The sequence below is a fragment of the Symplocastrum torsivum genome, from assembly GCF_059505465.1.
In genome coordinates, this window is the sequence record NZ_JCACKQ010000129.1 from 105458 (window position 1) to 124380 (window position 18923).

An 18923-nucleotide genomic window follows, 5' to 3' on the forward strand; every position below is an offset into this window, starting at 1 on the left:
TTACGATCAAGCGATCGCATTCTGACTCTGGCTTGGCTCGGTATTGCCTTTGAGTCATGGGTTACTCATCACTCTTTAGGTTTCACCGAATTTGACCACATTCACTCCTAGAGTTTCCTCCAAGGTGCCCAATTCTTCAGGAGGCGCTTGCTCTATCCATCTGAGCCACAGCCCCAATGCACGCAACTTATTATAGCCAACAAGAGGGAATAGAGAGTGGAGATTGATAACTTGCAGAGCAGGGGAAGAAGAGTAGCAGGGGGTGCAGAGGGAGAGTTTTCTCCAGCATCTCAGATAGAGACATCCTTCTCTCTCTAAATAACTCCCTACTCCTATTCAACCCAAGGAAATTTTGCACTATCGTGCCAGGTTTCATGCCAAGGACTACCGCCTGTTTCTAGCCCACAGACATCGCTGTGTGCCTTCAGGATAGTTTTAGATTTGCCGTTGCGTCGTCGTAGTTCTAAACTCAACTGTCCTTGCATCGTGTCGCGGCAAAAGAAAATTAAGCCTTGTTCAGTTGGTGCCCTTAAAGGCATTCCGGGTTTGTCTGTAGTTCCACTCAATTCAACCTCATACTCATGATTTTGGGCTTGCATCTGCCACCTGCCCCAAGGCTGTATTTGCCAACTGACTTGTGAGTTCCAGGGGACGAATTCATAGAACTTGCCCTGGTAATGGATGCCAATTAATGCCGCTGATTCCATCCACCAGAGTAGCTGCCGTCTACCACCGCCAGCCGTGAGGGCTAAATCGGGTTCATCAGTGAAGCTGTTGCAATTGAGCCAGAACCACTTTTGAGGAAAGGCACGACCCCAATTTTTTTCGCCATAAGCTGGGGCATTGGTGAATTCGTAGCGCTTGCCATTCCAATCAATCCATCCTGTTGCTAAGCCGTGCGCCATCAGAATCTGCCATCCGGGTTCAAAGATTGGTAAATATGAAAGCCAACCTGCTGTTGATTGCTGGGGTGCGGCTGTATCAGCCCAACCATAGATAGGCTTGATTTCATACTGCCAACGACAGTACGAATTGCTGGCGGGATCATGAATACACCCTTGATTTAAAGTCGTCGTTGCTTGGTAGCCTTCGAGTATGTATTGTTCAAACTTGGTTGGCTCAAGGTATTGGGGTGGAGATGTCAAGTTAGTTTTACCCCAATGTCCCAACGCTAGGGATTTTGATGATGCCCAGAACTGGTTAACATTCGGAAAGGTACGCCAGAGGTATTCGTCATTGGGACCAAGAATTTGGGCAGCACCACCGCTACAGGATTTACCACCAATAGGGTCATCAATGGAGTACATGAAGGCAAAGGTTTGACCACATTCTGGCAAGGTAACGCGGTAGTACCAACCTTCAAAGAAACGAACATCAGTGCCGTCCCAGTGATATTCGCTATGGGGTGTAGAAAGAGGATTCACGGGTATATTCAACAGGCTTGACTCTTTTTCAGTATGAGCGATAACTCTTACGAGATGATTTTTATCAAGGGATATAGCAGAAAGTCGTCAGCTATCGGCTATCAGCTTTTTTGTTTTCCTTGCTGTCTACGCCAGTTTCACACACCTCCCGCTGTACCTCATCCAACTGAACACGCTATAGAAGTAGCGATCGCATTTAACCCGCAAATGATCATCATTGGGATAAAAACCGTTCAAACACTTGAGCAAAACCCGTCGCTACCTGAACAACCGGCCAACCCAGTAAACAGATTATCGCCGCCCAGCGGGTACTGATATCTAACCCTTGGCGGACTGCCACAATCACAGCTAACAGACTCCATACGGCTAATACTCGCTGAATCGGTTGTCCTAGCATGGGAATCAACGTTAAAAAATTCAGGACTTGGGGCGCATAGGCAAAACCAATCGGAATCAGCAAATCTTTATAGGTTAAAGAATGGCGTTTGAGCCACTGCCCAATTTTCCAAATACTGAACGTCCAAAAGTAGTATCCTCCTACCACACTCAATCCATCAATCAGCAATGCGATCGCGAGTATCCCAAGAGACGCTCGATTAATCAATAAGATCAGCGCAGTCCCTAGAGCATGGGATATTGCTGCTAAAATCACAATCGTTAGCGCAATTCCCTGATTTTTTGGCGTATTGGGCGCTTTTTCGTAAAAATCTCCATCCAGAATGAGGGCTTTCCAGAGTGTTTTACCTAAATTCCCATTTAGCTCTGTGCCACTCACGCTCTACCCACTGCTCACAATTAACTCACAACCTAGATAGAATACGACTTCATCCAGCAAACGACAACCAAACGTTCAACAATTGAATGCTTACGTTAATTAGGCAAATATTTCTCTGGCTGCGAAGCGGCAGTTTAAAATTGTTGACTTTCGGAGGAGTATTACTTCTAATTTGGGGCACCCTATCGCCTGTAGGAACATTAGTGTGGTGGCTAGAGCAAGAGGTAGAGAGTTTAGGTTTCCAGAAAAAACGTCCGAAGCCATTGCCTACAAAAAATAGCTCCAAGCCCGAAGCTAGCTCAATTAATTGTTACATCGTCTTCCTGCCTGGAGTCGGTGATTTTTCTGGAAACCAGTTAACACCTGGAGAAGAATTTTTTCTAGATCGTTTAGTTCAGCTTCACCCTAACTGTGCAGCCGTCTCGGATGTTTTTCCCTACTCAGCCGCGAACGAGAGTTTAGGGGGACGGCGGGTTTTAGCTCCTCTGTGGCGTTTTGCGAATCAGGCAGAGGGGTGGCTAGAAATGGCAGATGTCTTGATTAAAATCCGCAATCTTTGGCGATTTGCAATTTCCGTGGACGAACGCTATGGTTCGATTTACAACCAGGGGATTGCTACTGCGATTATCGACCGGATGAACGCCGCGCATCCTATTCCACTTTCTCCAGAGCAACCCTTGAAAATTATTCTGATTGGTACCAGTGGTGGCGCACAAGTTGCCCTTGGTGCTACGCCTTATCTTGATCGGTGGTTAGATACTCAAATCATTGTCATTTCTGTTGGAGGTGTCTTTGCTGGTAGCGATGGGTTTAATGCGGCTGATCATATCTACCACCTCCATGGTCGTCGAGACTGGATTGAGGATATTGGTAAAATTGTCTTCCCCTCACGCTGGCTTTGGACTGTTGGTTCTCCAATTAATCAAGCCCGTCGTCAGGGTGATTATACAGTGGTTACTACAGGCTCACACGAGCATGACGGTGCTAGAGGCTATTTTGGTGAGAATCTGGCAGCCAAGGGTGTAACGTATGTCGAGTTGACAGTCCAAGAAGTTAACCAACTGCCAGTTTGGTCAGTTCAGAAGTAACTTTACTTCCTTCCGGCTAGAAAAATATCTAACAGAGGGGAGCAATTCTCTCCCTTCCAGCACAGGGAAAGAGGCTGGGGAGTTAGGTCTTAGGTTGCGCTTTTGTAAGTTGACCTACTTAACCCCAACACACTCATTCCCTGAAAACTCAAGCTCAACCGTCGCCGTATGGCAAAATGAAAGTCGTGATCAAAGATTATTTATCAGGTAATTGAAGTGAGTTCGACTGCCCAAACCCCTACCCGACGCCTGGTTTTTCCTTTCACTGCAATTGTGGGTCAGGAAGAAATGAAACTGGCTCTGCTCTTGAATGTGATTGACCCAAAAATTGGTGGGGTGATGATAATGGGCGATCGCGGTACAGGCAAATCTACCACTATTCGCGCCTTAGCTGACTTGTTGCCAGAAATTGATGTCGTTGCCGATGACCCCTTCAACAGTGACCCCCATGACCCTGACTGGATGGATAATGATGGGTCAGCGCAGGCGGTACGATTGACCGTCCAGAAAAAAGTCCCGATGGTTGACCTACCCTTGGGGGCAACCGAAGACCGAGTTTGCGGCACGATTGACATCGAAAAAGCGTTATCCGAAGGCGTAAAAGCCTTTGAACCCGGACTCCTTGCCAAAGCAAATCGTGGCATCCTCTATGTAGACGAAGTTAACCTACTCGATGACCACCTAGTCGATGTCCTCCTCGACTCCGCCGCTAGTGGTTGGAATACCGTTGAACGAGAAGGAATTTCGATTCGCCACCCCGCACGCTTTGTTCTAGTCGGTTCCGGCAACCCGGAAGAAGGCGAACTGCGACCGCAACTCCTTGACCGTTTCGGAATGCACGCAGAAATCCGCACGGTAAAAGAGCCAGCAATGCGTGTAGAAATCGTCGAGCAACGAGCCGCTTTCGACCAAAACCCTCAAGAATTCCTCGAAAACCACCAAACTGCTCAAGAAGCCATGCAAAAACAGCTAGTAATGGCGCAAGAGAAACTTCCTTCTGTCGAAATGGACTATGAGCAACGAGTGAAAATCTCTCAAGTCTGTTCAGAACTCGATGTTGATGGACTGCGAGGTGATATTGTCACCAACCGCGCTGCGAAAGCACTAGCTGCGTTTGAAGGACGCAACGAAGTCACCGTTGATGATATCCGCCGCGTCATCACCTTATGTCTGCGTCATCGCCTACGCAAAGACCCCTTAGAGTCCATTGACTCAGGCTACAAGGTAGAAAAAACCTTCAGCCGCATCTTTGGTTTGGAACCCTCTTCAGAGGAGAGTACAGTAGCTGCAAGCAATGGCATCCGTTGACCTAGCAACATAAATGCCCTCAATAAGGGACTGGTTGGGTGATGAGGTGATAAGTGGAAAACTCCCAAAGTTTATGTATATTAGCTTCTTACCTCCCCATCTCCCCAATTCCTAATCCCACTTACCCCAGAGGGTAGAATAGCAGACATATGCTTAATATCTGCCTGCAATAGGGTAGGGTTAGCTTTTTAGTCGCCTATCTCCTTATGACACCACTAATTGAATTAAAGGGAGTCTCTAAGTCGTTTGGTGGTAATGTAATTCTCGATCAGGTCGATCTAACAATTTATCGAGGTGAGGCGCTGGCGGTTATTGGTCCCTCCGGAACTGGTAAGTCAACAATTTTGCGGATTATTGCTGGCTTGCTTGTGGCTGATGCTGGTGAGATTTATGTGCAGGGACAACGGCGTATTGGTCTGATCGAGGATGCTAGAGACCCAATTGGCATCGGAATGGTATTTCAACAAGCGGCATTGTTCGACTCGCTGACGGTAGAAGAGAATGTTGGTTTCTTGCTTTACCAGCACTCAAGGCTATCCCATAAACGGATTCGAGAACTGGTGCGTAAACGGCTGGAGATGGTAGGGTTGTCTGGCATTGGCGATCGCTATCCGGCTGAGTTGTCAGGAGGGATGCGTAAGCGCGTGAGTTTTGCCCGTGCAATTATGTCCAATCCTGACAATCCCAAAGACAGCCCAGAAGTTTTACTGTACGATGAACCAACAGCAGGACTTGACCCGATCGCCTCAACTGTCATTGAGGATTTAGTCCGTCAGCTACAACAGGCAAATGGGGGTTGCGGTTCCTACGTGATGGTGACTCACCAGGACAGTACAATTCGCCGCACGGCTGACCGAGTTGTGTTTCTCTACAACGGCAAGGTACAGTGGCAAGGCAAGGTTAGCGAAATCGATACGACAGATAATCCTCTAGTTCGACAGTTCTTCAGTGCTAGTACCAGCGGGCCGATTCAGGTAATTGGATAGGATCACACTGACGGATGATCCAACAGAACAAGCAATTAACTGTCATTTGTCAATTAGTAATGCTTAGTGCCAAACGGGATAAAGATAAACCGCCAAGGGTGAATAGCTACTAGCTAAGGGAGGATATATTATGCGATCGCGAACGATTCGAGAAGGCTCCGTTGGGTTATTAATCCTTGTAGGACTGGCTGCATTTATTTGGTTAGTGCTGTGGCTACGGGGTTTTAGCCCAGGTAGCCGTACCTACAGATTCAGCGTCAGCTTCACGGATATCGCTGGTATGAAAACAGGGGCAACAGTCCGTTATCGCGGCGTTGATGTCGGAAAAATCGTTGAGATTACACCGGGTACCAATGGCGTCAATGCCGTTATTGAAATTGGCTCCGCTGACTTATTAATTCCTCGCAATGCCGTAATTGAAGCGAATCAATCCGGTTTAGTTGGCGAAACCACAATTGACATCACACCCACAAGACAGCTTCCCAAAGACGCACTATCAATCAATCCCCAGAGTTCACGCTGTAACTCTCAGCTAGTCATTTGTGACCAAGATCGGGTAAATGGTCAAATTGGAGTCAGTTTTGTTGAACTACTGCGTAGTGGTACTCGCCTTGCCCAACTCTACGGCGATCCAGCGTTCTTCAACAATGTCAATGCACTGACCAAAAATGCCTCGGTTGCTGCGATTGGAGTCTCGCAGCTTACTGGTGAGTTATCTCTCTTATCTCGCTCAGTCCGTCAAGAGGTAGGAGGCTTCTCGACAGCCGCCAATTCTGTTACCGCCGCTGCCAATCAGACAGCGGTTCAAGCTGGTATAGCAGCCAATCGCATTGCCAATACTGCCGACCAATACAGCTTAACAGCAGCTCAGCTCAATCAACTTGTTGCTTCTGCTAATGATTTAGTCACGAGTAATCGGGGTAACTTAGTCGAAACATTGGATAGTGTCAGGCAAACCAGCGATCAACTGCGGTTGCTAGTTGGCGGCTTCTCCCCAACCATAGCGCAGCTTAACTCTACTGTTGGTCAGGTCAACTCTAGCGTTGGTCGGGCAAATGTCGGAGTTTTGCTGGGGAACTTAGAAACGCTCTCTACCAATGCCGCAACCGCTTCTGCCAACTTGCGCGACATCTCCACTGCCCTGAATAGCCCAACCAATGTACTCGTGCTGCAACAAACTCTCGACTCAGCACGGGCAACATTTGAGAATGCTCAAAAAATTACAGCAGATTTAGATGAGCTAACGGGTGATCCTGAGTTTCGCAGTAATGTGAAACGGTTAGTGGATGGACTGGGTACGCTAGTGTCTTCAGCCCAGCAACTGGAAAATCAAGTGCAAGTTGCTCAGACGGTAGAACCAGTTAGGGCAGAAATTCTCACCGCTGTGTCTAGGGCTGCGCGTCAACCTGTTACTACTCAAACAGCCCAATCAAAGCCTCAGCAAGCCACTTCCTTGAGCCAGCTACCTACACACAGGCAAACATCAAAGCTTTTACCTCCAGCACCCAAGAAGCATCCGGCCGAAACACCTGTTAAAAACGATTAACTCCAATCATCTTGTCCTTGAGAGTCGCCACGTCGGTAAACTTGACCCACTTCATGCAAGCGACGAGTCAACTCAAAAAGTTGTTCTTCCGTCAGTTGCCACTGCTGGAGGACTCTATCCAAGCTTAGTTGAATTTCTCTAGCACCTGGAAAGCCACAATAGCGAATCCGCAGTCGGGCCAGTTCTGCTTGATTGTAATCATTTTGCCCTTCTCTTAAAAGACGCTCAATGACTTCCTGATCACGCTTTTCTTGAGGATGTTGCTGGTCTTTATTTTCTGCTGCTGAAGCCATAACTACAGAATGTACATAACTATAAAATGTAACTAACAATACCAAAAGAAAAACTTGCAATGTCAATCTACTATGGAACACTTGGAGACGATTTCTGGCAGCTAGGTACTGATACCCCCTTAGCGTATGGTCGTGCTGGGAATGATACGTTGTACGGCAGTGGTGGCAGCGAGGATACCCTGTACGGCAACAGAGGAAATGATAGCTTGTTTGGCAATGGTGGCGCTGATTCTCTTTTTGGAGGGTACGGCGCTGATTATCTGAGTGGTGGTGCTGGTGCTGATTATCTAAGTGGCGGTGCTGGCAATGATGTCCTGATTGGTTATAGTGTCAATTTTGGTACCGAGCCAGAGTTTGAGTTTGACACTCTAGAAGGGGGTACAGGAGCAGATACTTTTGTTCTCGGTGAGGGGGTTGCTTTTTATGCAAGTCCGGAGACAGATGAATTTGCTAGGATTCTAGACTTTAGTCGGGCAGAAGGCGATAAGATTCAAGTCTTTGGCAGCGTCAGTGACTACACTCTGGAGCTAGACCTTTTTGGAAGGACAATCATTGGCTACCAAGATAATATAATCGCTGTTGTGGAAAATGCAACTAATCTCAGCTTGCAGCTAGACTTCACCTTTACGGGCTTCAACTTTGTCTAGAACACTCGGCGCATACTGACTTGCAATCTACTCTGAGAGAGGGGGTTGCACTGAGTTGGGGTGTGTATCGTCTTCTAGGGGTTCTTCCTGTTCTGGGGTAAATTTTGACTGAGTGGGAAGTTGCGATCGCTTATTTTGCTTATTCTCTTTCAACCTCCCTGCCTTACGCGCTGCTTCTGTTAAGAGATACTCAATCTGAGCATTCACACTCCTCAACTCATCAGCCGACCATCTCTCTAGTGTTTCATATAGCTTCGGGTCTAGACGCAGCAAGAACCGTTTCTTCTGGCTCATGTATATAGGCTACCCGTATTCACCACAGGCTGTGTGTTCTGTTCAGACGTTAAAACCACCAGCAGGTTGTTAATCATAGCCGCTTTGCGTTCCTCATCCAACTCAATGATTTGCTGTTCACTTAAGCGCTTGAGTGCTTCATCTACCATCCCGACTGCACCCTCAACAATCTGCCGCCGTGCATCAATGATTGCCCGTGCTTGCTGACGACGCAACATTACTTGGGCAATTTCAGGCGCATAAGCAAGATGGGAGAGTCTCGCCTCTAATACTTCGACTCCTGCAACTTCGAGTCGCGCTTGCAATTCTTTCTGAAGAAACAACGCAATCTCGTCAGGAATTCCTCTTAGGGAAGACATAGAAGATTCATCAGGAGCATCATAAGGATAGCGGATTGCTAAGGCTCGAATTGCTGTCTCGCTTTGGATAGCAATAAACTCTTCGTAATCATCGACATCAAATTTAGACTTGGCTGAGTCTACTACCTGCCATACCACCACGGCAGCAATCTCAATCGGACTGCCTTGAGCATCATTAACTTTTAGTAGCTTGCTATTAAAGTTGCGAACCCGCAGAGAAACCCTACATTTACTGGTAAAGGGATTAGTCCACCAGAATCCCGCCTCATTAACACTGCCAACATAACGTCCCAAAAACACAAGCACAACTGATTCATTTGGCTCAACGGTAAAGAACCCCGACACAGACGGAATTACCACCACTAGCAGTATTGCTCCTAACCAGGCACCCAACTCTGCTGCTAATTCATCCCCTAAGAAAAAATCTGCTACTCTGATGCCTCTTCCTAATACGGCTTCCAACCCTTGTATGGTTGACCAAGCCAACCATCCGCCAAAAACGGCTATGGCTAGTATGACGATAAGAGCGACGAAGCCATTAACTTTAGACGCGGGAACTTCTTTAATCCGTTCCATAATTTACTCCTACAAGGCTAAGTTTTTGAACCAAAATGATATCATCATAGTATCAGACAGAAGCTGACTTGGCTCTAGCCCATTCGGGTGAATTGATAAATTGATGTTGACGACTCTAGAACTACGCTGGTTTTCTCAGGGCACACTACCAACAGAGGTGGAACACTGGTTTCTTGCTGATAGTCCGGGTGAATTACTAGGTTCACCAGAAGAACGGGAAGACTTATATCTCTACACGCCAGAGTGCGACTATCTCAACATCAAACTGCGGCAGGGGCGTTTAGAAGTGAAGTGGCGGAAAGCCCAGTTGGGTAGCCGGGAATTTGGTGAGGCTTCCAGTGCTACCTGGCAAGGGAACGTTGAAAAATGGCTGAAGTGGATTTGTGACGACCCAGAGCAAGAAAGTATTATGCCAGTGGATGTCGTTGGGACAAAAGCGTGGATTGCGGTGAAGAAAACGCGATCGCAACGCCTATATCAAGGTATTAGTTATGAACTTACTCAGCTTAGGGTGAATAACAATGACTGGTGGAGTGTTGCTTTTGAGGTTGCACAGAAAGACGCTAACCAAATCAAGCATTTTGAGAATGTTGTTCGCTTAGTAAGCCAAACCTACCGAGGTCCCAAGCTAGTCGCTGAAAATTCTTACGGTTATCCTAAGTGGTTTGCTCTTGTGGCATAGACACTCTAGGTAAAATTTAAAATTTAATGCAATATCAAAGGGAATTGATATCAGTTGTTTTTTAGCTACTAACAACGAATAGTAATTTTGTATGTCTCCTATTGATTAACTATCTATAGAGTGAGGAAAACGTAAACAAGTGGTAATACGCTATGGCAAGAGCTTTTGCTTAGAATCAGGAAAGCTGGTTCATGTTTGTAAGGGCTAACAACTAACAGGCGAGAGAGTGCGATCGCTACTTTCAGTTCTTGACAAGTGACATAAGGTTGACGCCATGCTCAGGAACATCAGCAATAAGAAAGGGAAGCTACAGCATAAGCGTAAAGCTACTCCTCAAGGGTTATTCACCAAGTCAGTCGCTCAAGTTCGAGAGGAAACTGAAAGGAAACTGGGAACCTCAAACCAAGAGATTGAGGATCAGCTTTACAATCTGAAAGCTGCCAAAGAAATTGAGAACCTGATTGAGCAGGTGATAGATGGTCGGAAAAATAGCCGCCAATCAGTTCCGAACGACTTAACTCAAAGGGATATTGCAACGATCAGGTATTTAGCTGGAGTTTATGGGCTTACAGATGTTGCCGAAGCTAAATTGATCGCCTTTGTCAGAGACGTGAAAGCTGTACTAATGTCCAGGCACAAGCAACGATAAGGAAAACTTCTTCAGCATCAAAAGCAGTTCAAGCCCTAGGTGAGAAACCCCCCAATCACCAATTTCCCATTCCCCATTCCCCATTCCCAAAGAAAGTTTGACAGCTTGTCTTTTGACAAACGCGATCGCATTTTCTACAATCCCCGAAGAAATTCAGAAGCAATCCCCTTCAAGTTGTCTGCTTCAGGCATCACCTGGGATAAACCAAGCACTATGTTACTAGACCTTCTACTCATAACGGCTCTAGGATTCCTAGGGAGTTTTGGTCACTGTGTTGGAATGTGTGGCCCACTCACTGTCGCTTTTTCCTTATCCCAGCCGCAAGACAACCAAAAATGGTTAGCCTTTCGTTTTCACGTTTTGCTAAACCTAGGGCGAATCCTTAGCTATGCCTTAGTAGGTGCAGGGATTGGTGCATTGGGTTCTGTCGTACTAGCTGGGGGACAATTAGCAGGGATAGGTAGTGCCTTACGTCAGGGGATGGTAATTCTGACTGGCATCATGCTGATTTGGTTTGGCTTAGTACAGATTAAGCCAGAGTTCCTCCCGCGTGTCCCAATATTGCACCCACTAACCCAAAGTAACTTACATCAACGCCTCAGTACAGCGATGAGCAAGCTTTCCGCCAAACCCCACTGGTGGACACCTGCGCTTTTGGGTAGCGTTTGGGGCTTGATTCCGTGTGGTTTTCTGTATGCCGCTCAAATTAAGGCAGCGGAAACAGGAAATCTCTGGATGGGAACTGCAACGATGCTGGCGTTTGGCTTGGGTACGATGCCAATGATGTTGGGTGTGGGGGTGTCGGCATCTAAACTCAGTGCGGATAAACGCAGTCAGTTGTTTCGCTTAGGAGGCTGGGTAACACTCAGCATCGGTATCCTAACGCTGCTGCGAACAGGTGACATGGTGGATTATACAGGTCACGCCGCCTTGATTTTGTTGATGCTGGCGCTGATTGCGCGTCCGATTAGTCGCTTCTGGGTACAACCATCACGCTATCGCCGTGCTTTGGGAGTTGGTGCCTATGTCCTAGCTTTGGCTCATACAGGTCATATGCTAGACCATACATTGCAGTGGAATGTGGATGCGTTTTTCTTCATGGTGCCAATGCAGCAATGGGCGATCGCATCTGGCATATTGGCACTAGTACTCATGACACCAGCCGCGTTCACTAGTTTTGACCGCCTTCAGAAGAGTTTAGGCAAACGTTGGCGATACATTCACCTGCTATCTGTTCCCGCTTTAGTCCTTGCAGCGATTCATACGGTGCTGATTGGTTCTCACTACCTGGGTCAGTTAGAAGGTGGATGGGACAATAAAGTGATGAGTGCGATCGCATCACTTCTTGTCATTGGAGTTTTGTTACTGCGATCGCGTTGGCTTTGGTCATTATTGTCTTTAGAAAAATTCTATGTCCCACCTAAATGCTAAGTAAGCTGCCAGTTTGACAGCAAAGAATTGGGCAAACTTCAAATGATCGCAGAGGGGGGTATGAAAAAATGCAACAATTTATTACGATAAGGAGAGAGTGTTATGCAACGTTTTTGTAACATTTACTTTAAATAGCAAAAAGGTTTTCATTCATGCCATTTACTGAAGAAGAAGGCGGGCTGATCAATAACTTCGCCCCAGAGACCAAGACTTATCATGCCGAGCCTCCAACGAAAGCCCAACAGCGAAACTACATTTTGCTGGGTATGGCAGCGCTGGTATTGATTGGCAGCTTGCTGTTCGTGGCTTACTCAGCATCTAGCGTTAGCTAAGTGAGTACGTGCGATCGCTTAAGTTTCCCAACTACGAGCAATCCTGACAAGGAAAAACTAGATTGAGCCAGAGTGTCAGTTATTGTTGAATTGTTCTAATCGCATTCTGGACACTCTGGTAGTTTGTTGTTCTACCTTGTTCTTGGAAAAGCGCAGCGGCTTGCTGCAAGTCTTTTATAGCTGGCTCAGTCTGTTCAAGATTAAAGTGGGATAAGCCTCGGTTGTAAAATGCCTCTCCAAACGTCGGTTGAATCCGAATGGCTTCTGTGTAATCTGCGATAGCGGCTTGATGCTCTTTGAGCCGATTACGAGTTAGCCCCCGATTGTAATAAGCCATGGCGTTGTCCGGGTTAATCTTCAAGGCTTGCTCATAGTCTGCGATCGCTTTTTGATGCTCTCCGAGTTCATCGTGAGCATTGCCTCGGCTAACATAAGCTGTGTCATTCTTAGGATTCAGTTCAAGTGCTTTAGTACAATCTGCGATCGCTTCTCGGTAATTCTTCAAGACATACTGAGCATAGCCTCGATTACTGTAAGCTTGGTCAAAGTCAGCTTTAATCCGAATGGCGGCGCTGTAATCAGAGATTGCTTTATCATAATTGCCTAAACTGTGGTAGGCATAGCCGCGATTGTAGTAGGTGTCTGCGTCATTAGCGTCGAGTTGTATCGCCTGTTCAAAGCTTGCGATCGCACCTCGATAGTCCCCAGAATCTAATTTATCGACCCCTTGGTTATACAACTCCACAGCCCTTGCTTGGTTATTCTCAGCTTGAGCCGTCACTAGCCAAGAAGAACGTGGTGCGGTACGTCCATCGGGTAGTTGAGCGTGGACAGGAGAGACAAGTCCAGCCAGTACCGTAGTAAACCCCACAATAGCGATCATTCGATAAGTCTGGTTCATAATTTTCCTCCAAGGCAGCGTAGAAACCGAGTAGTAGCTCAATAATTAGACCGGAAACGTGAAAGAATTATCAGTCCTTCTCTTCCTAAATTAGCGTCCTGATCGGGGGTAATGGGTAGATGATTTAGATGAAGATTTGAATCGGAAGCAAGTACTCCAAGAAGAGTTTGATTGTTCAATCTCTTGTTTTACTCGATAAATCCTTGGTTAGGGGAGGCGTGTGAACAAGAAGAATACAGGAGTTGCAGGAGTTGCAGAAGTTCCAGGAGTTTAGATGAACTCCTTTCAACTGCTATGAAAAAGTAATATCGATCGGCTTCCCCTCTTTAGTAACCTAAAGATGAGACAATAAAGCCATTGGATTGAAGGAAGAGGGAGATGCTCAAAAGAATCGCTGTACTCCTAATGCTGGTAGTAAGCCTGAGTCTTTATGGCTGCAATACAGGTATCAGCGGGCTAAAAAGCTATGTAGACAGCATTGATGGCTATGAGTTTCTGTACCCCAACGGCTGGTTACCCGTAAAAGTGAGTGACGGCCCGGATGTTGTATTCCATGACATCATTGAGACTTCTGAAAATGTCAGTGTTGTAGTCGGCTCAATTCCTGAAGGTCAAACTCTAGCAGATTTAGGAACACCAGGAGAAGTCGGTTACAAATTGCAAAAAAATGCGATCGCGCCACCCGATTCAGGTCGTGAAGCAGAATTAGTCAACGCCGAAGCCCGTGAGTCGGGTGACAAGACGTATTATCTTCTGGAGTACACCGTTAAACTTCCCAATCAAAGACGACACAACCTCGCCAGTGTAGCCGTCAGTCGTGGCAAACTCTACACGTTCAATGCGTCTACAACCGAACAACGCTGGGGTAAGATGCAGAAAGTGATTAATCAAGTCGTTAAATCATTTTCCGTGTATTGAAGCTCTGCACGTAGATAATAAAACAAAAATGGCATGGGTGTTCCAACATTTGTATTAGCCTCGGCTTCACCAGCGCGTAGACGCTTGTTGCAAAATGCAGGAATTGAGCCAGTCGTTCGCCAGAGTGACTTTGATGAATCTCAAATTCAGTTAAGTGACCCAGTACCTTTGGTAGAGACTTTAGCACTACGCAAAGCCCAAACTGTTGCAAACCAACTTAGTGACGCTTTGGTGTTAGGCTGTGATTCAGTTTTGAGCGTAGGGGGTGAAATTCATGGGAAACCCGCTAATCCAGAAGAAGCGATCGCACGTTGGCAGCAGATGCGAGGGACTGTTGGCGTTCTCTACACAGGTCATGCTTTGATTGATCGGTCTCAGGACAAAACCCTAGTACGCTGTGGGATTACAAAAGTGTACTTTGCCGATGTCAGTGATCATGCGATCGCGGCTTACGTTGCTACCAGAGAACCCCTCAATTGTGCTGGCTGCTTTGCTCTAGAAGGTCGAGGTGGACTTTTCGTTGAAAAACTAGAAGGCTGCCACAGCAATGTCATTGGTCTTAGCCTACCGCTTTTGCGTCAGATGCTTGGTGAGCTAGGATACGATGTCACTGACTTTTGGCAATGAACTCAGTCCAGTAGTGCTTACATTAAATTTGTGAAGGTTAAGCTGAGCTTTGGTATATTCAAGAGACTTCTGAGCTAATATTCGAGCTAACTGTACAGCTTGAGGCAAGCGTAACCTTATGGCAATCAGTGACGACTTCAAAGAGAAACTCAAGGCAGGACAAATTATTGATGCCCTCACCCTGGCATTAGGTGAAGCCGTTGAGTTAGAAATTACTACCTGGGTATCTACAGATACAGAGACTTCAAGCGAGACAGACCAGCCAACAGCCAATTGCCGAATGCGTACTCGTATTAATATCGTTGATGGTGACATCGAAAACGAAGTTGGCAGCCAGTTTATTGGTAATGGCCCCTATACAGAACTGCGGCAATTTCACATGGAGCAGGTTCTAGAAGGACGCAAAATTATTCAGAACAATCTAGAAAACATCCAACAACTGTTTACGGTTTTGACAAACACCATTAACAAGCTACCCTCAAACTCACGCCGTATTGAGCCAGGAAATTCTGTCCTCCCACCCTCAACACAGGACAACTTGCCGTAAAAATTGAAGTAAGTGAGATTATCATCTTTGCAGTGTCTTTGTCAGTAAACTGCCTGACTTCGGTGGAACTACTATTATGGCGTTGAGCGATGACTTCAGAGAACAACTCAAGGCAGGCAACATTACTGAGGCTCTTGCCTTAGCACTTAGTGAAGCTGTTGAGTTAAAAATTACCACTTGGGTTGCTTCAGCAGAGGATGATGAGGCAGATAAGGCAAAACCCGGTCATCGCCTACGGACTCGTATCAACCTGATTGAGGGTGATATCGAAAATGAGATTGGAGATCAGTTCCTCAATGATGGTCGATATAAAGAACTACACCAGTTTCATCTTGAGCAGGTTGCTGAAGGTAACAAGATTATTCACAACAACCTGAAGAGCCTACAAAAGCTTTTTGAGGCTTTGGTTGCCCTGCGTTACCAACAAGAAGCTCCTCCTAGCATTGAACTGGACTCACATCCTTTTGAGAACGAGCTTTTAGCACCTTTCGATGCTGTTACTGATACGAGTGTGGTTATCGAACCTCCAGAATCAGTAGTTGAGGATTCTATGGTGATTCCTCACACGGTAACGGATGAAGCGATTATTGACACGGGTGTGGTCATCAATCCTCCAGAGTCGGTTGTTGAGGATACTGTTTTTCCCAATACACTAATCGAAACCGAAGGCGCTACTGATGCAGATGTGGACATTGAACTGCCATTAGTAGTTGAGGATTCGGCTGTTATTGCAGATACAGCAACTGAAGAGGAAGCCGCTAAAGCACCACCCTTACCTTTTGAAGAACAAAGTTCCTCCTCAACAACATCAGTAGACAGCACAACCGAATCAGAATCAGAAACAGATGAGGATAATTGGGATGACTCTGTCTTAGATTTACTAGAGTCGTTGCGTGTAGTGTCGCTATCTGATGAACAATCATCAAATACAGGGCTGGGTGATGACTGGGAAAGCTTTGTTGAACAAGAGCTAGAGTCAGAACCTACCGCCTTAGATTCTCAAGAGAACCCGGACTGGGGAATTTTCACTTTAGAAGATTTAGAGTTACCCCCAACCTCACCAGCCGCAAATATCGAAGCCTCAGACTCAAAAACTGATGAAGATTGGGGAGACTTAGTTGAACTTGAGGCTGAACCAGTTACCTTAGAAGCCTCAGTAAGCCAGGAGGTAGAAGTTTTCAGTCTTGATGATTTTGAGTCACCTCCAACTTCCCCCGTACTAAATATTGAGGCTCCAGACGCGGAAATTGATGAAGAAGACTGGGGAGACTTAGTTGAAATTGAGCCTGAACCAGCTACCTCAGAAGCCCCAGCAACCCAGGCGGTAGAAGTTCTCGCATTTAATGATTTCGACTCGCCGCCAACTTCACCAACACCCAATATTGAGGCACCAGACGAGGAAATCGATGAAGATTGGGGAGACTTAGTTGAACCTGAGTCTGAACCAGCTACCTTAGAAGCACCAGCAACCCAGGAAGTAGAAGTTCCCTCCTTTGAGGATTTTGAGCCATCAACTTCATCAGTACCAAATGTTGAGGCTCCAGACGCGGAAATTGATGAAGAAGACTGGGGAGACTTAGTTGAAATTGAGCCTGAACCAGCTACCTCAGAAGCCCCAGCAACCCAGGCGGTAGAAGTTCTCGCATTTAATGATTTCGACTCGCCGCCAACTTCACCAACACCCAATATTGAGGCACCAGACGAGGAAATCGATGATGAAGATTGGGGAGACTTAGTTGAACCTGAGTCTGAACCAGCTACCTCAGAAGCCCCAGCAACCCAGGAGGTAGAAGTTCTCGCATTTAATGATTTCGACTCGCCGCCAACTTCACCAACACCCAATATTGAGGCACCAGACGAAGAAAGTGATGATGAAGACTGGGGAGACTTAGTTGAACCTGAGTCTGAACCAACTACCTCAGAAGCCTCAGCAACTCAGGAGGTAGAAGTTGTCTCCTTTGAGGATTTTGAGCCATCAAATTCACCAGCAACAAACATTGAGGCTTCAGACGCGGAAATTGATGATGAGGATTGGGGTGACTTGGTTGAACCCGAACCTACGCCAGAACCAGATCAGCCTATTCCTAGCTTGGATTCGTTAAATCTGGAAGAGGATGAGGCGTGGGATGAGTGGGTTGTAGAAGAACCAGAGTCTATACCTGATGTACCCGTGGCTGATATAGAGTCATTGGATTTGGGAGAGGATGAAGATTGGGGTGATTTAGAGGAAGACACCGATCCGTTTGCTGCGCCTTCAGCGTTGGATGAGTTGCTACCGGACGTGGACATTAATGAAGACTGGGATGAGTTTTCGGCACAAGAGCTAGAACCCTATTCAGCCAATCCAGATCCAGATAGTGAGTTTGACTTGTCTCAGTCGTTAGATGATCTAACTCTTGAAGAGTCGGCTTCCTCTGCAACTGAGGACATTGATTTAAGCGAAAGCCTCGATACAGATTCCTCTACAGAACAAAGTGTGTTTGAAGAGTCAGATGACTTTCTCCAGGGAATAACTGAACCGCAAGAGGATTCAGCTATCGACCCCATAGATGCGTTGTTTGAAGACGATGAGCCGAAGTCTGTAGAAAAAAGAGTGCCACCACCCCATCGCTTTCCAAACCAGAACAATTAAACACTAAGGAGCATGACAGCTTTGACCAATACCAGAAACCGCAACAGAAAAGAATTGTCAGACTTATCAGCACCAAGCAGCAGGTCTGTTCCTCCTAGTTTAGGTAGAACCCTGAATGAATTTTTGCAGTCCTTGGGTGAAGTTCTTGTTGACATCACAGCGTTAGAAGTCAACACAATGGTTGTGGCGCAAATTACTGGGGACAAGTTTATTGCTTGGGAAGCTTATCGGGATATTTATGCAATATCTGAGGATTATCTTGAACAACAGGAAATTCATGAGTCATTGTGCGATCGCTATCTTGAGTTACGCAAAAATCTGGAACTAGAGTACACCTTACTCCTGACTAACCCAACCTCTGAATTTTATGACCCAAGCGTCCTGGATTCAGCACGAGGAAATGGTCAAATTCTTACCGACCCAACGGTAGAAATGCATGACATCCAAACACGACTGCCAGACCCTGTTCAACCCACTAGCCCTGAAGATATTCTAAAGGCGCAAAAAGTTTTGGCTGATAGTCATTTCTTACGCAGCTTGCGGAAGATTAGTGAACTAAAAGCCGCACTGGATAATCGCAACAAAGCGCTCCTGAAAAAGCAAGCTGAGCAAGAAGGCTATATCAAATCAGAAGTTCTGCAAAAGGCAGTGACAACTGATATGATTTACGCCCAAACGGTAATTCAGCTAGATGGAGATATCATCAACCGTTACTCTCAAGAAATTTTTGACCATCCTCATCGAGACACAATCTTACTAATCCACAAAGAAGGTGTCCTCGCTGGTGAAAGGCAGTGGCGCGGACTATTAGAATTTATCATCAATCTCGTGCAAGGTTCGCTTCAACGAGCTTCTAGCAGAGAATTTCTTCCTTGGAATTCATCAAAACAAAAAGGGTAAGGATAGAG

The 18923-nt window shown here is 46.4% G+C and carries 20 protein-coding genes; 14 read left to right on the forward strand and 6 right to left on the reverse strand.

Annotated features, from left to right (window positions below; genetic code table 11):
• Positions 1-332 precede the first annotated feature (332 nt).
• Both AC5JL3_RS32705 and AC5JL3_RS32710 read right to left on the reverse strand, forming a co-directional pair.
• On the reverse strand, positions 333-1436 hold the full coding sequence (locus tag AC5JL3_RS32705) for a tocopherol cyclase family protein (protein ID WP_496078429.1): 1104 nt from the start codon (positions 1434-1436) through the stop codon (positions 333-335).
• Positions 1437-1638: 202 nt separating this feature from the next.
• Positions 1639-2199 carry a hypothetical protein gene (locus AC5JL3_RS32710; protein WP_496078430.1) on the reverse strand — a complete coding sequence of 187 codons (561 nt, stop codon included), beginning with the start codon at positions 2197-2199 and terminating at the stop codon, positions 1639-1641.
• Positions 2200-2285: 86 nt separating this feature from the next.
• On the opposite strand from AC5JL3_RS32710, the gene AC5JL3_RS32715 reads away from it, so the two are divergent.
• From AC5JL3_RS32715 to AC5JL3_RS32730, 4 genes are all read left to right on the forward strand, one after another.
• Entirely contained in the window at positions 2286-3287 is a 1002-nt protein-coding gene (locus AC5JL3_RS32715; protein ID WP_496078431.1) for a hypothetical protein, read from the forward strand.
• A 198-nt stretch (positions 3288-3485) separates the two neighbouring features.
• Positions 3486-4595, forward strand: a complete 1110-nt coding sequence (bchI, locus tag AC5JL3_RS32720; RefSeq protein WP_496078481.1) for a magnesium chelatase ATPase subunit I — start codon at positions 3486-3488, stop codon at positions 4593-4595.
• A gap of 206 nt (positions 4596-4801) precedes the next feature.
• Positions 4802-5581 carry an ABC transporter ATP-binding protein gene (locus AC5JL3_RS32725; protein WP_496078432.1) on the forward strand — a complete coding sequence of 260 codons (780 nt, stop codon included), beginning with the start codon at positions 4802-4804 and terminating at the stop codon, positions 5579-5581.
• A 130-nt stretch (positions 5582-5711) separates the two neighbouring features.
• Positions 5712-7127, forward strand: a complete 1416-nt coding sequence (locus AC5JL3_RS32730; protein ID WP_496078433.1) for an MlaD family protein — start codon at positions 5712-5714, stop codon at positions 7125-7127.
• On the opposite strand, the gene AC5JL3_RS32735 is transcribed toward AC5JL3_RS32730, so the two are convergent.
• Entirely contained in the window at positions 7124-7420 is a 297-nt protein-coding gene (locus AC5JL3_RS32735) for a DUF3288 family protein (RefSeq protein WP_348259205.1), read from the reverse strand. The two genes, AC5JL3_RS32730 and AC5JL3_RS32735, sit on opposite strands and share 4 nt — an antisense overlap.
• A gap of 59 nt (positions 7421-7479) precedes the next feature.
• Here AC5JL3_RS32735 and AC5JL3_RS32740 point away from each other — a divergent pair, with 59 nt between their 5' ends.
• Positions 7480-8067, forward strand: coding sequence for a calcium-binding protein (locus AC5JL3_RS32740; protein WP_496078434.1), 588 nt, complete (start codon positions 7480-7482; stop codon positions 8065-8067).
• A 27-nt stretch (positions 8068-8094) separates the two neighbouring features.
• On the opposite strand, the gene AC5JL3_RS32745 is transcribed toward AC5JL3_RS32740, so the two are convergent.
• Positions 8095-8361 carry a type II toxin-antitoxin system antitoxin gene (locus AC5JL3_RS32745; protein WP_496078435.1) on the reverse strand — a complete coding sequence of 89 codons (267 nt, stop codon included), beginning with the start codon at positions 8359-8361 and terminating at the stop codon, positions 8095-8097.
• A complete protein-coding gene (locus AC5JL3_RS32750; protein ID WP_496078436.1) occupies positions 8358-9296 on the reverse strand; it encodes an SPFH domain-containing protein in 939 nt (312 codons plus the stop codon). The genes AC5JL3_RS32745 and AC5JL3_RS32750 overlap by 4 nt, the downstream gene beginning before the upstream one ends.
• A 103-nt stretch (positions 9297-9399) precedes the next feature.
• Here AC5JL3_RS32750 and AC5JL3_RS32755 point away from each other — a divergent pair, with 103 nt between their 5' ends.
• From AC5JL3_RS32755 to psb34, 4 genes are all read left to right on the forward strand, one after another.
• Positions 9400-9978 (forward strand): hypothetical protein, encoded by a 579-nt coding sequence (locus AC5JL3_RS32755; protein WP_496078437.1) that lies wholly within the window; start codon positions 9400-9402, stop codon positions 9976-9978.
• A gap of 274 nt (positions 9979-10252) precedes the next feature.
• The gene (locus tag AC5JL3_RS32760) at positions 10253-10627 is read left to right on the forward strand and encodes a hypothetical protein (RefSeq protein ID WP_496078438.1); all 375 of its coding nucleotides are present in this window, start codon (positions 10253-10255) and stop codon (positions 10625-10627) included.
• Positions 10628-10732: 105 nt separating this feature from the next.
• Positions 10733-12058 (forward strand): urease accessory protein UreH domain-containing protein, encoded by a 1326-nt coding sequence (locus AC5JL3_RS32765; RefSeq protein WP_496078439.1) that lies wholly within the window; start codon positions 10733-10735, stop codon positions 12056-12058.
• A 152-nt stretch (positions 12059-12210) separates the two neighbouring features.
• Positions 12211-12390, forward strand: coding sequence for a photosystem II assembly protein Psb34 (psb34, locus tag AC5JL3_RS32770; protein WP_496078440.1), 180 nt, complete (start codon positions 12211-12213; stop codon positions 12388-12390).
• Positions 12391-12469: 79 nt separating this feature from the next.
• Here the strand turns inward: psb34 and AC5JL3_RS32775 are convergent, their stop codons facing one another.
• On the reverse strand, positions 12470-13291 hold the full coding sequence (locus tag AC5JL3_RS32775) for a tetratricopeptide repeat protein (protein ID WP_496078441.1): 822 nt from the start codon (positions 13289-13291) through the stop codon (positions 12470-12472).
• 378 nt (positions 13292-13669) lie between these two features.
• On the opposite strand from AC5JL3_RS32775, the gene psbP reads away from it, so the two are divergent.
• The 5 genes from psbP to AC5JL3_RS32800 all read left to right on the forward strand — a co-directional run bounded on the left by psbP (position 13670) and on the right by AC5JL3_RS32800 (position 18915).
• Positions 13670-14209 (forward strand): photosystem II reaction center PsbP, encoded by a 540-nt coding sequence (gene psbP, locus AC5JL3_RS32780; RefSeq protein ID WP_192217725.1) that lies wholly within the window; start codon positions 13670-13672, stop codon positions 14207-14209.
• 33 nt (positions 14210-14242) lie between these two features.
• A complete protein-coding gene (locus AC5JL3_RS32785; RefSeq protein WP_496078442.1) occupies positions 14243-14836 on the forward strand; it encodes a Maf family protein in 594 nt (197 codons plus the stop codon).
• A 118-nt stretch (positions 14837-14954) separates the two neighbouring features.
• Positions 14955-15383, forward strand: a complete 429-nt coding sequence (locus AC5JL3_RS32790; RefSeq protein WP_496078443.1) for a hypothetical protein — start codon at positions 14955-14957, stop codon at positions 15381-15383.
• A gap of 76 nt (positions 15384-15459) precedes the next feature.
• Entirely contained in the window at positions 15460-18015 is a 2556-nt protein-coding gene (locus AC5JL3_RS32795) for a hypothetical protein (RefSeq protein WP_496078444.1), read from the forward strand.
• Positions 18016-18036: 21 nt separating this feature from the next.
• The gene (locus tag AC5JL3_RS32800) at positions 18037-18915 is read left to right on the forward strand and encodes a DUF8581 family protein (RefSeq protein ID WP_496078445.1); all 879 of its coding nucleotides are present in this window, start codon (positions 18037-18039) and stop codon (positions 18913-18915) included.
• Positions 18916-18923: the final 8 nt, after the last annotated feature.

Bases quoted from the DNA above. Each gene is read 5' to 3' on its own strand.
- AC5JL3_RS32760 (WP_496078438.1), top strand. From the start codon at position 10,253: ATGCTCAGGAACATCAGCAATAAGAAAGGGAAGCTACAGCATAAGCGT.
- AC5JL3_RS32750 (WP_496078436.1), bottom strand. From the start codon at position 9,296: ATGGAACGGATTAAAGAAGTTCCCGCGTCTAAAGTTAATGGCTTCGTC.
- psb34 (WP_496078440.1), top strand. From the start codon at position 12,211: ATGCCATTTACTGAAGAAGAAGGCGGGCTGATCAATAACTTCGCCCCA.
- AC5JL3_RS32790 (WP_496078443.1), top strand. From the start codon at position 14,955: ATGGCAATCAGTGACGACTTCAAAGAGAAACTCAAGGCAGGACAAATT.
- psbP (WP_192217725.1), top strand. From the start codon at position 13,670: ATGCTCAAAAGAATCGCTGTACTCCTAATGCTGGTAGTAAGCCTGAGT.
- AC5JL3_RS32775 (WP_496078441.1), bottom strand. From the start codon at position 13,291: ATGAACCAGACTTATCGAATGATCGCTATTGTGGGGTTTACTACGGTA.
- AC5JL3_RS32735 (WP_348259205.1), bottom strand. From the start codon at position 7,420: ATGGCTTCAGCAGCAGAAAATAAAGACCAGCAACATCCTCAAGAAAAG.
- AC5JL3_RS32725 (WP_496078432.1), top strand. From the start codon at position 4,802: ATGACACCACTAATTGAATTAAAGGGAGTCTCTAAGTCGTTTGGTGGT.
- AC5JL3_RS32715 (WP_496078431.1), top strand. From the start codon at position 2,286: ATGCTTACGTTAATTAGGCAAATATTTCTCTGGCTGCGAAGCGGCAGT.
- AC5JL3_RS32745 (WP_496078435.1), bottom strand. From the start codon at position 8,361: ATGAGCCAGAAGAAACGGTTCTTGCTGCGTCTAGACCCGAAGCTATAT.
- AC5JL3_RS32785 (WP_496078442.1), top strand. From the start codon at position 14,243: ATGGGTGTTCCAACATTTGTATTAGCCTCGGCTTCACCAGCGCGTAGA.
- AC5JL3_RS32795 (WP_496078444.1), top strand. From the start codon at position 15,460: ATGGCGTTGAGCGATGACTTCAGAGAACAACTCAAGGCAGGCAACATT.
- AC5JL3_RS32755 (WP_496078437.1), top strand. From the start codon at position 9,400: ATGTTGACGACTCTAGAACTACGCTGGTTTTCTCAGGGCACACTACCA.
- AC5JL3_RS32740 (WP_496078434.1), top strand. From the start codon at position 7,480: ATGTCAATCTACTATGGAACACTTGGAGACGATTTCTGGCAGCTAGGT.
- AC5JL3_RS32730 (WP_496078433.1), top strand. From the start codon at position 5,712: ATGCGATCGCGAACGATTCGAGAAGGCTCCGTTGGGTTATTAATCCTT.